General features: G+C 61.4%; 9 protein-coding genes. 6 read left to right on the top strand and 3 right to left on the bottom strand.

Annotated elements, in window-relative coordinates; translation table 11 throughout:
- Window positions 1-14: 14 nt before the first annotated feature.
- A complete protein-coding gene (locus FJ404_01980) occupies window positions 15-998 on the top strand; it encodes an asparaginase (GenBank protein ID MBM3821652.1) in 984 nt (327 codons plus the stop codon).
- A gap of 98 nt (window positions 999-1096) precedes the next feature.
- Here the strand turns inward: FJ404_01980 and FJ404_01975 are convergent, their stop codons facing one another.
- The gene (locus FJ404_01975; GenBank protein MBM3821651.1) at window positions 1097-4708 is read right to left on the bottom strand and encodes a hypothetical protein; all 3612 of its coding nucleotides are present in this window, start codon (window positions 4706-4708) and stop codon (window positions 1097-1099) included.
- Between the two features lie 2194 nt (window positions 4709-6902).
- On the opposite strand from FJ404_01975, the gene FJ404_01970 reads away from it, so the two are divergent.
- The 3 genes from FJ404_01970 (at window position 6903) to FJ404_01960 (ending at window position 10301) form a co-directional block, all read left to right on the top strand.
- Window positions 6903-7631 (top strand): sulfite exporter TauE/SafE family protein, encoded by a 729-nt coding sequence (locus FJ404_01970; protein MBM3821650.1) that lies wholly within the window; start codon window positions 6903-6905, stop codon window positions 7629-7631.
- Window positions 7610-8884: an NAD(P)/FAD-dependent oxidoreductase gene (locus FJ404_01965; GenBank protein MBM3821649.1), complete on the top strand. Its 1275-nt coding sequence runs from the start codon at window positions 7610-7612 to the stop codon at window positions 8882-8884. Before FJ404_01970 ends, FJ404_01965 begins: the two co-directional genes overlap by 22 nt.
- 592 nt (window positions 8885-9476) lie before the next feature.
- Window positions 9477-10301: a hypothetical protein gene (locus tag FJ404_01960; protein ID MBM3821648.1), complete on the top strand. Its 825-nt coding sequence runs from the start codon at window positions 9477-9479 to the stop codon at window positions 10299-10301.
- A gap of 263 nt (window positions 10302-10564) precedes the next feature.
- Here the strand turns inward: FJ404_01960 and FJ404_01955 are convergent, their stop codons facing one another.
- Together FJ404_01955 and proB are read right to left on the bottom strand one after the other, a co-directional pair.
- Window positions 10565-11290, bottom strand: a complete 726-nt coding sequence (locus FJ404_01955) for a MazG family protein (GenBank protein ID MBM3821647.1) — start codon at window positions 11288-11290, stop codon at window positions 10565-10567.
- A 32-nt stretch (window positions 11291-11322) separates the two neighbouring features.
- Window positions 11323-12399: a glutamate 5-kinase gene (gene proB / locus FJ404_01950; protein MBM3821646.1), complete on the bottom strand. Its 1077-nt coding sequence runs from the start codon at window positions 12397-12399 to the stop codon at window positions 11323-11325.
- Between the two features lie 126 nt (window positions 12400-12525).
- On the opposite strand from proB, the gene FJ404_01945 reads away from it, so the two are divergent.
- Together FJ404_01945 and FJ404_01940 are read left to right on the top strand one after the other, a co-directional pair.
- Window positions 12526-13707, top strand: a complete 1182-nt coding sequence (locus FJ404_01945; GenBank protein MBM3821645.1) for an aldo/keto reductase — start codon at window positions 12526-12528, stop codon at window positions 13705-13707.
- A 95-nt stretch (window positions 13708-13802) separates the two neighbouring features.
- Window positions 13803-15026, top strand: coding sequence for a hypothetical protein (locus FJ404_01940; GenBank protein MBM3821644.1), 1224 nt, complete (start codon window positions 13803-13805; stop codon window positions 15024-15026).
- Window positions 15027-15030: the final 4 nt, after the last annotated feature.

The following is a 15030-nucleotide window of genomic DNA, read 5'->3' as shown; positions in this document are numbered from 1 at the left end:
GGGTGCGAAAGCCCATGTCCGCCTTGCCCAAAGTCGTGATGGTTTTCACCGGAGGAACGATCTCGATGCAATTCGATCCAGCGTCCGGCGGACCAGTGCCCGCGCTGTCCGGAAAACGCATTCTGGAGACCGTTCCAGGTCTGGAGGCTTGGGCTCAATTGGAATGCGTCGATTTCGCGCTGCATCCGGGGCCCCACATGACGCCTTCCGAGATGGTCAGGCTGATCGCCGTCCTGGAACCGCTGCTGGCGGATCCGGTCGTGCAAGGCGTCGTCGTGACCCATGGCACGGATACCTTGGAAGAGTCGGCCTATTTGGTGGAGCGCGCATTGAGGCCCATGAAACCGGTGATCTTCGTCGGGTCGATGCGCAACAGCTCGGAGTTGGGCTGGGATGGGCCGGCGAATCTGCGATCCGCCGTCCGCGCTTGTGTGGAACCGGCCTGCGCGCTGCTGGGGACATGTGTGGTGTTGAACGATTCCATCGTCCATGCGCTGGACGCGCAGAAGACCCATACGGAGCGTGTGGACACTTTTCAGGGGCGTGATTTCGGGCCGGTGGGGATTGTGGAGAAAGATCGCGTCATCGTTTCTCGCAGCGTACCGAGGCGCGAACCTTTATGGGGCGGGCGATTGGAAGAACGCGTGGAGATCGTGACACTGGCCGCGGGTTCGGACGGAAGGTTGATTGACGCGGCGTTGGGTGGCGGCGCTCGCGGGGTGGTGTTGCAGGGGCTGGGACGGGGCAACGTGCCGGTGACCGCCATTCCGGCGGTGGAGCGCGCTTCTCAAACGGGAGTGCCCCTGGTGATTTGTTCGCGGTGTCCGCAGGGCCGCGTCTTGGATACTTATGCTTACGCGGGATCCGGCAAGCATCTGCGCCGCCTGGGAGTGCTATTGTCGGGTTGGCTGCCGGCGCCCAAGGCGCGTTTGGAGCTGATGCTGGCACTCGGCGCCGGCCTCGATCGGGAGGGAATGCGCGCATTGTTCGAGAGTTGAGTCGCGAAGTGGAAACCGCGAAACGGGCGAGCCGGGTTGGGATCGATCCCCGACCAACGATGGGAGCTCGAGCCTCTGCGTCTTGGCAGGTGAGTTGCTCAAGGACTCGTTTTCACATGGAACGTGCCGATGCCGAAAGGGGGGAGGTCAAACTCGAAGGTCCGGGCGCTGGATTGGACTTTTTCCTTGGGCAACTCGAGCGCGTTGCAGCGATGAACGGATCGAAGGTTCCAGAACGGGGATGAAACCTTCGCCCGTTGAGGCTTCCCGCTGATTTCGAGAAAGCGGAGCACGTAGCCTTGATCGTTTTCAGCCCGTTTCCAGGTGCTGAGGGCGACCCTCTCCGGTTCGATCCGCAGGAATTCCCGGACGGATGGGCCAGTGCGCTGACGCTGGTCCGCGCGGTCGTTCCGGGTGATTTCATTCACTTCCAGGGGCGATTGAATCTCGGCGGCGATCCGGTAGGCGGTGACGGGATCGAAGGCCGTGCCGGTGGTGAACGTGCAGGCAAAGGTAAATTCGCCTCCTTGTCCAGCCAGGTAACCTTCCGGCGTGTAATTGTTCATGACGTAGGAGTAGAGGTGAGCGGGACGAGAGCCGAATACGCTGGGCCAGGCTCCGCGGGCAATGTCGCCCAGTGTGAAGAGGGGTGCGTCCTGAGGGAGCAGGAGGGCCTGACCTTGCGTGTCCGAGGCCGAGATCCATCCTTGATGGATGAACCATTCGAGGCCTGCCCCCGGCAACATATCCCGCCCGGGATTGACGAAGCCGTTTTGGGTGGCGTGGCGGAACTCGGGCTCGGTGATGCGCAGGGGATACGCGAAATAGACTCCTTCTTTGCGGTAACTTCGCTCCTTGGTGAGCCGGTTGACGATATCCAGGCGCTTGAGGTGATCGTGCAGGATGTATTCGGATTCCAGGACGGGGGTGAGCTGATTGCGGGATCGCACGAGCAGATGTGTGGCGACGGGGGATTTCCAGGCCCGAAGAACTTTGAGGTCGGTCGGGGTGTGGATGTGCAGATTCGGCAGTGGTGAGACCGAACTGAATTGCACCAGGCGGTTTGGCAGATCGTCCGCACCCGTCACGTGCAGATGCTGATTGAAGGTGTGGGCAGCTTTGCGGTCGATCCATTCGCGCTGAAGTTGCTTGTCATAGAGGCTCGCGAGGCCTCCGCGCTCGAGGTCCGCCTCGATACGGTAATGGCTATTCTCAAGGGGCCGGCTGGGATCGAGTTCAACGATGGCATCGGACGATGACGCGGGAACCGCGCGGAGTACTCGGTATCCGACGGAGCCGACTTCCGGAATCCAAGCCGAATGGCGGTGGATGCCATTTCCCGTGAAGACGATTTGAGAAGGGATGGCCTGGCCAGTGACGGCGTCGATCAGGCGGCGTCCTTTTGGCAAATCGAGCTCGATGAAACCCGGGCGTGGCCAACTGAGGGGATTGAACACCACCCAGTCCCCCGGAGGGGCGTCGAGGGTTTCCGCGAGCGCGGAGAAGGCGCGTCCGGCAAGGTGATCGATGTCCTGCTTGGCACGCTGGGCTCGGGATTCCTTGACCTCGCCCTGGCGAAGGCTTTGGTGGCTCTCCGGCTCGCGCACGCTCTGGTCCGCGTGCCACGTGTGTTCGTCCGTCAACAGCAGGTTCCGCCAGGCCGAGGCGAAAAGAGGGGTGTCAGGGCGGAAATCGCGGGCAAGCAATCCGGCGGTTGAGGAGAGGATCTCGGCGGTCAGGATGCGATCCATGTTGCGGCGGGCCAGGGCGGTGAGACGGGCGTTGGCGCCCAGGCCGTCTTCCCAATAAGGGCCGCCGTCTCCTCGGTGGACCGGGGTGGGCGCTCCTTCGGCGACGATGCGGCGGAGGGCGTTCGGAAAGCTGGAGTATTCGATTTTGGGGTAGGCGAATCGAGCGTTCCAACGCGCGGCGAGTTCGGCTTGGGCGGGATGCAATTCCGTGTTCTCGACCTGCGTCCCGTAGAGCAGCACGGTTGAACTGGGATAGGCATCATGATCGTAGGCTTGGAGGAAGCGAGGGAGGGATTCCATGCCTTGAAGGATTTGCGGGGGCATGCCGAAGAGCGACGCGACTTGGTGATAATGCCGCGAGTACCAGGTCAGGACCCGCGCGCCGTCAGGACCTTCCCATTCGTGCGGAGAGGTGGTGTGGTAAAGGTTGTAGAGAAGGAAGGGAGCGCGGTAGGCGTCACTCGCGGCCACCAAGTAGCGAATGTCCGCGGCCGCGAGCACGGAAGCCAGAGACCACGAGTAGGAGGGCACGTCGGTGATGAGGGCGAACTCCGGTTGTTGACCCACCGAATGGAGAAACTGCGCGGAAGGGTAGAGGGACCGGATCAAATTCTCCAGACTGGCGAATCCGGTGAAGCCACTTCCATAGACGGCGGGAATTTGGAGGGTTCCTTTTCGCACCGCTTCACGCATCCGCCGCCGCCAGAATTCCGAACGCCCGGCGAGAAACTTCTCGGCCACCCAGAAGCCGTCCAGGGTAAACGTGAAACCGGGATGCTGGCGCGTGAGTTCCAGGGCGCGGTCAATCGTCCGGCTCTGAAGTTCCGCCACCTTGGATTCGTAATCCGTGTAGCCGACATCGAGGTGCTCGTTGGGAACCAGGAGGAGTGTCCATCGCCGGGCGGCACGGAGGCGGACGGGATAGTCGAAGGTTTGTCCGTGATGGGTGAGAGAAACGGAGGCGTCGAGGGTTCCTAAAAAGGCGGGAATCCAGACTTGGGCGCGTTGTTCCCCGAAATGGGTTGGCGCTTGAAGTTTGAATTCGCGTTGAGCGCCGGCCACTTTGATGGCCCCGGTCGCGCCTGCCAGGGGAGAGGTGGATTCGACGATGAGGTCGAATCGCTCTTCCAGGTTTGGGCCGGCTTTTCGGAAGAAAATCGTCGGTTCGACCCGCAGGGCGGGAGATGAGCGTGGAGCGGCATCGGGTTGACCCTGGAGCAGAATCGCGTCGTAAATGATGCCGGAATTCCCGGGCCAGGGATAACCGGAGGGGCGGACATCGTCGCGGTCGGAAGGATGATCCACGGCAGTGAGAACGATTCGGTTGCGTCCGGGTTGCAGCGCGTGGGGTGGCAGGTCGCATTGGAGCCGGGACGTGGAGTAGTGAGGGAGAAAGAAGACGGCGGGATCCCCGGCGCGATGATCGAGGACAGGCGATTGAAAGAATTCGCCCTGGCGTCCATGGATCTCGATTTTGAGCGCGGGCAGCCGTGTGCTATAGGCCAGGAGGGCGACGTCGAGCCGGGCGGAAGCGGGAGCGGGGGAAGGGCAGTCGAACTCAATGGTGAAGGGGTGCGCGCGATGACCCACGGCGCCGTTGGCGGTGCCGGGTTGGAAGGAAAACCATTTTTCGTCGGGTCGATCGCGCCCCACCACAAAGACCGGATCGGATTGGGGATTGGCGTAGTCGATGCGGCGTTGACCCGTGGCCGGGTCGAAGATAGGGCTGAATTCCGAGGAAGAACCGTCGAATGTCCCAAGTTGGAAGAGCACCTGGCTGTGGAGTTGCGGGAACAGGGAGAGCAGCAGGAGGCATGAGAGAAAAAGCGAGGAGAATGGCCAAACTCCGGCCATGATATTGGGAAGGAGGACGGTGCGGTCCGGAAAGTTCATGCCTGTTCCGAAACAGGGAGCTTGAGGGCTCAGGACGCCGCACCACGGTGTCTTACCTTGCTTCATTTTGGTTGCTGATCAGGAGAAAGCCCGCCCCACCGTGTGTCGAGAGGTAAATTCAGGAAAGGGGTGCCGTTTCGTTCAGTGCAAGTTGCGAAAACTCGATTGTTTGGAATTTCGAGTGCTCTCAACGCCTTGAACGCCCCGCCCGCCGCTCCGGAGGTGTCCGGACTCAAGCTGCCGCTTCCGGCACCGGCTCAGCCCAAACGCAAACGCCAACCCGGGCGGCCATGATCCGGTCAAAGACTTGATGCCCGAAGTCGTTCGCCGCCTTGGAGGGAGGATGACACCGCAGAGGCGAGAAAAACGCAGAGGAAGTTAGGGAGCGGAATCGGAATTCATCTCTGCGCCCTTCCCATCTCTGCGGTGTACGCTCGGGGTGCACCGGCTACCTTCGGTTCGAAGCACCCGATGGTTCGGCGGCCTCATCGGTTCACTGCCACCGAACGTCGCAGATCAGTGACGCGCTGTCCAGCGGCTCCGGCGCGCTCACTGGATCAGCCTGTTCGGCTCTCGATGCGTCCCGTGTTCGAAAATCCTGGATCTCGACCTGCTCGACCGCACTGCAATCGACCCGATAACTATGACGCCATTCGCTCGAAGCCTTCTTCGAGAACTTCGCGTCCTCTACGTGATGAACCTCAACAACCTCACGCAAAGGCCGCAAAGTGCGCAAAGGAAAAGACGGGCCGATGACCCTCGAATGCGAACTGCGCGCATAGGCCGAACGAGCAGGGTCAGCGACGGTCTCGGCGGCGGCGGTGGGGCGCACGGTGCGAGCACGAATTCCCGCGACGCTCGAACTTCGCGGCCTTTGCGTGAGGAAAAGCTAGATCCTCGCACCCAACCCGTAAAGCGGCGCCATGGGCACCATCGTGATCTCGGGATAGGATTCGAGATCTCGGTCCCCAAAGAACCTCTTCCTCTCCCTGCAAAGCATGAGCGGGGAGGACCGAGGAGAGGGGTAGGCTGAGAATGCCCCTCTCTCCGGCTCTCTCCCCACTCGTGCATCGCGGGGCGAGAGAGAAAGCGGTGTGATGCCCGTGTTGTGCGAACGGCCTGTCAATCAATTGCACTCCGCTAGGTCACAGCGGGAAGTCGGAGGGCTCTCACGGAGGCACAGAGACACGGAGAGAAGGCGCCGAAGCCATTCTCATTCAAGAGGTTGTCGGTTTAAGCATGCTTCGCCATCTTCGTTCCTCCGTGAGATCCGATTCCATTTTTGTCTCATCATTCGATTCGAAGGTTGGGATCAACGAACCCGGGATCTTCGTTCAGAGCGAACTGGCTGGTTCGTCTCGAATCCCAACGGGATTCCGTCCTTCAGCCCGGGGTTGGGCCGCGTCCGCGCGGACCTACCCCGGGTCACCTGCGTGTGTGAAATCCAACCCCAACGGGGTTGCGCCATGCGCGCCGCAGGCCTCGAAGGAGTTCTCCAATCCGAGCGCAACCCCGTTGGGGTTGGGACCGGTGGGGGCCTTGTTCCCCGGGGTAGCCCCGCCTTCGCGGGCCAACCCCGGGCTGAGGGACAGAACGCCGTTGGCGTTCCAGCGTGGCCCCGAACTTCGCAGCTCAGTGACGAGTCGTTCAGCATGCTCGCCCAAAGAAGCGGACCCGAGATCTCTGCCTCGAGCGAACCTCCACCCTGCTCCAGTGTTCTCGGACCAACCACGTCGTCAGGCTGTCCACGCTGAGGCACCGTGAACGGCGCGGTCCGGAGATTGCGGTTGCACGCCTGGGGGAATTGCGGGGCGATAGGCTTGGCACCGGCTCGCAGGCTGGGCAGCCTGCGGCACAGCAGACAGGGCTGTCTGCGTTACGGGGGAAGCCTGGGGCGTCATTCGGGACGGGTTGGGAATCCACGCGGATGGGTTGTCCACGTTGAGGCGCCGTGAACGGCGCGGTCCGGGGATCACAGTTTCATGCCTGGGGGGAGGCACTTGGCATGGGCGAGTCTCCCGATCGCATGAGCCGGGCGAGCGGTGTCTCCCGTTTGATTTTGGAATCAGGATTCGGTCGAATCTCGATGGATCGTGGGTGGGTTTTCCATGCGAATTGACTCGTCTGGCCCGGAAATTTCATAGTTGCCCCTCAGTCTGGGATTTCCGGGCTCAAGACACCGCTCCCTGGTTGTGCGGAATGATTCTTAATCAGGCCGAGTGTGGATCCTGCGGGCAAGCGATTGTTCAGTGCCAAGAGCATGATTCTCTTTCTGATGGGTGTGTTTGCAGTAGGGCTGGTTTCCGGAGCCACGGCGGGCTTGGTGGGATTCGGGATTGGCAGCCTGCTCACGCCTTTGATTGCGGCGGAGTATGGCATGGAGCGGGCGGTGATGGCGGTGTCCCTGCCGCATTTGATGGCCACGGTGTTTCGGTTTTGGAGGCATTACGGCCACGTGGATTGGGGGGTGTTTAGAAAATTTGGAGTCTGGAGCGCGGCGGGGGGATTGGCGGGAGCCCTGTCGCATCGCTGGCTGGGAGGCCAAGGCGTGACCATGGCGATGGGCTTGCTGCTGCTGGCCACGGCGGCGGCGAATTTGAGCAGTGGATTTTTCGGGTGGCGCCCGCGGGCCGGGCGAACGCTCGGCCTGCTTTCCGGATTCTTTGGTGGAGTCGCGGGGAACCAAGGCGGCTTGCGCGCTTGCGCGCTTCTGATTTGCGGGTTGGAGCCCCGGGCTTTCTTGGCGACGAGCACCGCTATCGCGCTGGCGGTCGATGTGGCGCGAACACCGGTTTACTTGGCGCGAGGATGGGAGAGTCTTCAGGGCATGGGGCTTACGATCGTGGTGGCCTCGGCGGGGTGCGTGGCCGGCACGGCGCTGGGGGAGCGGATCTTGATGGGGTTGGGCGTCGAGCAGTATCGCAAAGGTGTAGCCTTGGCGGTGGGCATTTTGGGAATTTGGATTTTATGGAATGCAGCGCGGAGTTGAACACACTACCTCCGGTGGGGGTGGTGGGGGGCGGGGCGGCGGGTTTCTTCGGCGCCATCGCGTTTGCCGAGGCGCGTCCAGGGATCGCCGTGGCGATTTTGGAGCAATCCGCCGTGTGCCTTTCCAAAGTCCGGATTTCCGGCGGCGGCCGCTGCAACGTGACACACGGTTGTTTCGAGCCGCGAGAACTCGCCGTGCGGTATCCGAGGGGCGAGAGGGTGTTGTTGGGGGCGTTTCAGATGTTTCAAGCGAGGGACGCGGTGGAGTGGTTTGAAGCGCGCGGCGTGAAACTGAAGGTGGAGCAGGATGGGCGCATGTTTCCGATCACGGATTCATCGGAAACCGTCATTCGATGTTTGCAGGAGGCCGCGGACCGGGCGGGCGTGAAAGTGGTCACGCGATGCGGGGTGAAGCGCATGGCACGGGAACCGGACGGCAAAATTCATTTGGAACTGGCGTCCGGTCTGTCCGGTTGCGCCGAGCGTGTCTTGGTGGCGACGGGGGGAGCCAAGCGGGCGGATTTTGCGGCGATGCTGGAGACCCTGGGGCATTCGTTGCAAGAGCCGGTGCCTTCGTTGTTCACCTTTCATCTGGAGGCGCCCTGGGTTCGGGAATTATCGGGGCTATCGGTGGCGGACGTGGAGTTGAGCGTGGAGGGATCGGCCAAGCGATTGCGAGAGCGCGGGGCTTTGTTGTTCACGCATTGGGGATTGAGCGGGCCGGCTGTTCTGAGGCTTTCCGCCTGGGGAGCGAGAGCGCTGCATGAGTGCGGCTACCAGTTTTCCTTGCGCGTGAGTTGGCTGCCACAGTTGGGGATGGAGGGAGTGAGGCAGTGGCTGGAGCAGCAACGCAAGGAATCGGCGGCGAAACTTTTGACGAACCAGACCCCCCCGGGGCTGCCCTCGAGGCTGTGGGCTGCGTTGCTGGCCCTGGAGCGGTTGGGCGGGAAATGGGCGGAGTTGTCCAACGCGGCAGCCCATCGATTGAGCGATCGATTGGTGCGAACCGAACTTCGAGTGGTGGGCAAGTCCTTGAACAAGGAAGAGTTCGTGACGTGCGGAGGCGTGAAGCTTGGGGAAGTGGACTTCAAGACCATGGAAAGCCGGCGATGTTCCGGGTTGTATTTTGCGGGTGAAATCCTGGATGTGGACGGGATTACGGGGGGATTCAATTTCCAAGCGGCCTGGACGACGGGTTGGATCGCGGGGCGGGCTATGGCGGCTTCGATGGCTGAATCTGGAAACGGCCATTGATCCGCATTGATCACTGGCAAGATCTGGACGGCGAAGCCTTTCTCCGGTTTCCGACATCCTGACCCGGGGGTGGCTTGAGGCACGAGCGCCACCCCCGGGTATTGGCACCTCGGACGCTGGCATCCCTCCGGAATGCCCATGCTTGGGGGACCCGGTGGACCGGTGGTATTGTCGCTGCGCTCCTCAACCACCGGCTAAAAGCTGGCAAGCCTCCGGCTTGCGACTGTGCCGCTTCACGTCACTCTGGTCTCACATCCCTTCTGCATCCGTCCCGCATTTCCCGCTTGGGGGCAGGATGTCTGAGTTTCGAGCTGCGGATCCACCTCAACTTTCGGCAGGCCTTTGACGCTCGAGCTCTTGCGCATCTCGACCCTGCTTAACGGCCGTTTCCAGCAAAAGACTCCGCCGGGCCGGGGTGTGCAATGGTGAGTAACTTCGGCATCAAGTGAGTGGGGGATCATGCTTGAGTCGAGGCGAGAACCGGAATTTCGGGATTTTTCGTCAGGTCCTGTCTTTCTCTTCTCAGTAGCGGGCAACTGATGGTTTTCTCCCGAGACGGCGCGGATCGTTCCGGTGGATTGGGGGCGGCCACATGGACGAAAAGGCAAGCATTGTGAGGATGGCGGAAAAGACTCGAAGGGCGGTGGCGGGTGGCCGGGATGGGGGCCGCGTCGCAAGAGTTTCGTTTGATCCGACATTGCCCAGCCACGCCGTCAAGGCATGGCCGAGCCAGGAGTTGGGCATGGAACTGGTGCCTGGCCTTGAGGCGACGGAAATGGGGCGCGGGGAATATCGAGATCGAGGGACGCGTCAGATTCGCGGACTCTATCGAGGCCTGCACAGGGCTTGGATTCTGGAGCTTGCCTTGGATGCCGAGACGGAATTCGGAGCGATTGCGGTGACCGGCCAGTGCTATTTCCTGGCGGAAGGGGAACTTCGTTTGTTTGGAGGTTTCTATGTGGAGGGGTTGATGGTGACGAGCAACTCAGGGAAGTTTTGCATCACCGGCCGTGCCGTGACCGACTGGCGCGCAAGCTACGATCGCCTTCGCATCACGGTGCCGCAGGTTCCGGTGATGAGCCCGCCAGGACGGGCAAGGGTGGAGTGGATGGACATTGGGAACAGCGCCGGCGCCATTTATGTCTGCGCCTATCAATCTGATGATCTTCCATCGCCAGGCGGTGGGAGGAGGGCGGACGATCCCAAGCGCGGGGTCAATCCGGCCGAACCTGGGTCAGGCGATCCCGCATTTCCCACGTCGGATGTCAGCGGAGCGAAGGAGGCGGAAGCGTTCGAGGGGAGGCCTTGGAATGTTGACTGCCTGCCTTTCCCTGGCTCGCAGTCCTTGAGGTTGATGGCCGGGAAGTCGTGTCTCGCGTTCGGAGAGAGAACGGGGATGTCCAACCACGCCGCCTAGCCGTGACTGCGTTCGAATCGGTTTTCAAGGAGCTCCGGTCGCGCTTCCTCAGCGGGCCGAGAACGGTCGAGGGTGCCGCCCTGGTGGGAAGGGGCGGTCTTAGGTCATGGGCTCCGGGGGAGAGCACGTCTCCCGGAGTCTCATGATAAGGCCAGCCCGCGTGGTTCAGATTCGACTGGATTCGGTCAGGCGCATGATCGAGTTGCCAGAATTCGGGCAACTCCGGAAATTCCGGATCGCAAGAGAAAGATGAAGTTTCGGGGCTAGTCGCGGCTTAATGAGGAAACCGCCATTTCCTGCTTTCGCATGTTTCGTTCCTGACGATCGGTTTCGAGGCGAAGGAGGTCTTCCAGATTCCAGCCTTTGACTTGAGCTCGTTCGACGAGCTTCCAAAGCGACTGTGCAGCATCCCGCGCCGAGCCCGGGCCTTCGGGGGTGTTTTTGCCGGGAGGGAGAAGTTTTGCCTTGCGGGCTTTTTTGAGAAGCTTTTGCGCGCGGAGGAGCGCGGGGAGATGACGGGGAATGCCGTCCAAAGCCGAGGATCGCTCGGAGGAGGCGCCTCTTTTTTCGCCCACCTTGATTTTCTCCCATTGCGCCCACACGGCATCCACGTCGCGCACCTTGACATTGCCGAAAACGTGGGGATGGCGGCGGAGAAGTTTGTCCACGATGCGGCGGGCGACTTGCTCGAAGTTGAAGGCCTTGCGTTCAGAGGCCAGTTGGCAGTGGAACACGACCTGGAGCAGGAGGTCTCCCAATTCTTCGGCGAGTTCCTCGTCATTGCGCGAGTCGATGGCGTCGATCATTTCGTAAACCTCTTCCACCGCATGGAAGCGGATCGAACGATGAGATTGCTCGCGATCCCAGGGACAACCTTGCGGTGATCGAAGGATCGACATGATCTCCAGCAAACGGGAGATCGGGGTTCTGGACTGGACGCGCGGTGGTGGTCGAAGGGCGCGGCGTCGCGGAGATCGCTGGGAAGGCATGAGGAGTTTGGGCTTGGAAGGAAGGCTTCGTTTCAAAGCACCACCAGGTCATCGCGGTGGATGAGTTCCAGGCGGGAGTGTTTCTCGCCGGCGAACTGGAGGGCGGAAAAGCGCGCGATGCCGCGGGCGAACTCGAGTCCATCCGCGTCGCAGATGCGCACAACGTCTCCTTCGGCGAATTCGCCTTCGACGCGCTGGACGCCGGGAGCCAGCAGGCTGCGACCGTGATCGCGCAAGGCGTCCATCGCTCCGCGATCCACGAACAACGATCCTTTGGGTTTGTGAAAAAAGGCGATCCAGCGTTTGCGTCCGCGCAACTTGCCCTCTTTCGGGAGGAACAATGTGCCGTCGTCCTCTCCGGCCAGCAGGCCGGCCAGAAGTTGGGGCTTGCGACCGGAAGCGATGATCAGCGGGATGCCGCTGCGGGTTGCGATTTTGGCGGCTTGAAGTTTGGTCGCCATGCCGCCCACTGCGGTGGCGCTTGTGGTGCCGGAGGCGTGTCCTTCGAGGTCGGAGTCGATCGATTCGACGATGGAGATGCGGCGAGCGTCCGGCTTTCCGTAGTTATGGAACATGCCTTCGACGGTCGTAAGGATGACGAGAAGGTCGGCGGGCAGCAGGGAGGCGACGAGGGCTGAGAGCTTGTCGTTATCCCCAAATTTCAGTTCCGTGGAGGAGACGGCGTCGTTTTCGTTGATGATGGGGATGACTTGATGGCGAAGGAGGGTGACGAGGGTGTTGCGGGCGTTGAGATGTCGTTCGTGATGTTCGAGGTCGTCATGGGTCAGCAGCACTTGCGCGATGGGGATGCCCCGAGGATTGAACAAGCCCTCGTAGGTGGACATGAGCTTGGATTGGCCGATGGCTGCGCAGGCTTGCTGGGTTGCGAGATCGGACGGTCTTTTGTCGAAGCCGAGCGCGCCCATGCCCGCCCCGACGGCGCCGCTGGTCACGACCACGACTTCCTTGCCCGCCTGCTTCAGGGAGGCGAGTTGATCGGCGAGTTGCGCGAATTGCGCGGGATCTGGTTTTTTTTGGCTGTCGGTGAGCACTCCCGTGCCCAGTTTGACCACAATTCTTGAAATGGATTGAAGGCAGGCATGCCGCATGCGCTGAGCTTGCGAAAGACCCGGGGCTTCATCAAGTCCCTCGTCCTTGTTCGAACACCTTGTCCGGTAGCGGCGCCGGATTCATCCGCGTTGATTCGGCTGGCGCCCTGTGGAATAACACCGCGCATGCGCCACCGCCGATTTGGCAAAACTGGACTCCGGATGCCTGTGTTTTCATGTGGAGGCATGCGGTACCAACACAAGTGGCAGGATACACCGCTTGAGGAGATTCCTGCCGACAACCAATCGAATCTTGAGGCCACGGTGCGGCGGGCGATCGAGTTGGGCATCAACCACATTGAGACGGCGCGGGGTTATGGGACTTCGGAAATGCAGTTGGGCCGGATTCTGCCTTCCCTGCCTCGCGAGGAATTGATCGTGCAAACGAAAGTGGCGCCCATGGCCACGGCGGGGGAGTTTCTGAGGACCTTCGATCGATCCATGGACTATTTGGGGCTGGATCACGTTGATCTACTCTCTTTGCACGGAATCAACCATCGGCAGCACCTAACATGGTCTTTGCAGAAGGGAGGATGCCTGGACGCCGCGCGAAAGTTGCAGCAGGAGGGCCGGGTGCGGCACGTGGGTTTCTCGACGCATGCGACCACCGATATCATCGTTGAAGCCGTGGAGAGCGGCGGATTCGACTACATCAACGTTCATTGGTATTTCGTGAATGATTTGAACTGGCCGGCCATCGAGGCGGCTTCGCGGCGGGACATGGGTGTGTTCATCATCAGTCCGAACGACAAGGGGGGAAAGCTTTACGATCCGCCCCCGCGATGGCGTGCCTGGTGCGCGCCATTGAGTCCGATGCAGTTCAACGATCTTTACTGCCTGAGCCGCCAGCAGGTTCACACGTTGAGTTGCGGGGCGGCGCGACCTTCCGATTTCGACGAACATGTGGCCGCTTTGGAGCACTATGATCGAGCTGAGGCCGCGATCGCCGGCATAGAGGCGACGTTGAGGCGTGAGATGGGCCGCGCCCTGGGCGAGGACTGGTGCCGGAGCTGGTTCGAGGGCGTGCCGGAGTACGTCGAGGTGCCGGGGCAGATCAATGTGAAGGAGATCCTCAGATTGTGGACCTTTGCCAAGGCGCTGGACTTGGTGGGCTGGGGAAAAATGAGGTATAATCTGCTCGGCCAGGGAGATCATTGGTTTCCAGGATCGAATGCCTCCCAGTTCGATGAGGCGAAAATACGGCATGCCGTGCGGCATAGTCCGTTTGCGGATCGCATCCCGGGCGTGCTCAAGGAAGCGCACGCCATGCTCTTTGAAGTGCCGTTGAAAAGACTCAGCCAAAGCTAAACCTTATGAGAAGTTCTTGTTGGAATCGAATTCGGCCCTTTCTCCTTTGTGTGCTCGGGGTTGGGGGTTGGGTTGTGGCCGGGGTTGTGGATGTCGTGGCCGCACCATTTCGCGCCGGTTACGCCGAAGTCGTGCTCACCCCGGATCCTCTGCTGCCGGTGAGCGGGGGAGTCGGGCCCAGCAAGGCGGCCCGCGTGAAGCACGGGGAATTGTTGGCGACGGTGATGGCCTTCGAAAGCGGGGGCGAGCGCGTGGTATTTGTCGGTGTGGATTTCCTGGGGTTTCCTTCGGTGTTGGGGAACCGGGTGCGTTCGCGGGTGACCTCCGTCAAGCCCGGGAACATCCTGATTGGTGCCAGCCATACTCACAGCGCTCCCGATTGCTACGCTTTTCCGGATGGCCAGGGCGGCACTTCGGCCGATCTGGCGTATCTGGACCGGACTTGCGTGAGCATCGCGGAGGCCATCGAGCGGGCGGTGTCCGGATTGACTCCGGCCCGGTTGAAAGTGGCCACGGGCGAGGCACGGGGAAAGATCGCTTACAATTACTACGCGGACCGGCTTTATGATCCTCGCTGCCACGTGATTCAAGCGGTGGGACTGGACGGCAAAGCGCTGGCCACCCTGGTGAATTACGCGATTCATCCGGAGGTCATCGGGGCTTCGCGCGGTGTGTGCAGTCCGGACCTCGTGGGGCCGCTGCGCGATCGGGTGCGGGAGCTTGGTGGTGGGGCGGGCTTGTTCATGAACGGCGCGCAGGGCGGCATGGTGACGGCCGACAATCGCGCCGAGGGTGGTGGTGAGCGGAACGATTGGGAGGAGTGCCGCCGCATCGGGCGTTTGCTGGCGGAAGAGGCGATGCGGGTGGTGAAGGAGGCTCCGGAGCAGGAAGACCCAGAGTTGGCGTGCTGGTCCCGGCCTCTCGAATTCACGATAGAATCTCCTTTGATGAGGGCGATTCTCAAGGGCTCTCCCTTGAAGTATCCGGAACGGACGGACGGCAAACTCGCCACGCAACTCAATGTGGTTCATCTGGGCGGCGCGCAAATCCTGACCATCCCCGGCGAGGCGCTTCCCAACATCGGCTATTATTTGAAGCGGAACATGCGCGGTGAGCACAATTTTCTCTTCGGGCTCACGAATGATGCCTTTGGCTATCTGTTGACCAAAGTCGATTGGGGGAGTTTCAAGATCTACGATTATGTCTCGAGGACTTCGCTGGGGGAGATGGCGGGGGAGACCTACATGGAGGAGGCCTTGAAGCTGGTGCGCGAGCTGCCCGCACCGAGGAAGACGCGGTCGTCTCCCGCGAATCGCTAATCGC

It is taken from the genome of Verrucomicrobiota bacterium, from assembly GCA_016871495.1.
Lineage (GTDB): Bacteria > Verrucomicrobiota > Verrucomicrobiia > Limisphaerales > VHDF01 > VHDF01.
This window is presented reverse-complemented; position numbering and strand designations above follow the sequence as displayed.

What these genes read in the sequence shown, in the direction of transcription:
- FJ404_01955 (MBM3821647.1), bottom strand. Translation starts at nt 11,290, where the DNA reads ATGCCTTCCCAGCGATCTCCGCGACGCCGCGCCCTTCGACCACCACCG.
- FJ404_01975 (MBM3821651.1), bottom strand. Translation starts at nt 4,708, where the DNA reads ATGAAGCAAGGTAAGACACCGTGGTGCGGCGTCCTGAGCCCTCAAGCT.
- FJ404_01980 (MBM3821652.1), top strand. Translation starts at nt 15, where the DNA reads ATGTCCGCCTTGCCCAAAGTCGTGATGGTTTTCACCGGAGGAACGATC.
- FJ404_01960 (MBM3821648.1), top strand. Translation starts at nt 9,477, where the DNA reads ATGGACGAAAAGGCAAGCATTGTGAGGATGGCGGAAAAGACTCGAAGG.
- proB (MBM3821646.1), bottom strand. Translation starts at nt 12,399, where the DNA reads ATGCGGCATGCCTGCCTTCAATCCATTTCAAGAATTGTGGTCAAACTG.
- FJ404_01965 (MBM3821649.1), top strand. Translation starts at nt 7,610, where the DNA reads ATGGAATGCAGCGCGGAGTTGAACACACTACCTCCGGTGGGGGTGGTG.
- FJ404_01970 (MBM3821650.1), top strand. Translation starts at nt 6,903, where the DNA reads ATGATTCTCTTTCTGATGGGTGTGTTTGCAGTAGGGCTGGTTTCCGGA.
- FJ404_01945 (MBM3821645.1), top strand. Translation starts at nt 12,526, where the DNA reads ATGCGCCACCGCCGATTTGGCAAAACTGGACTCCGGATGCCTGTGTTT.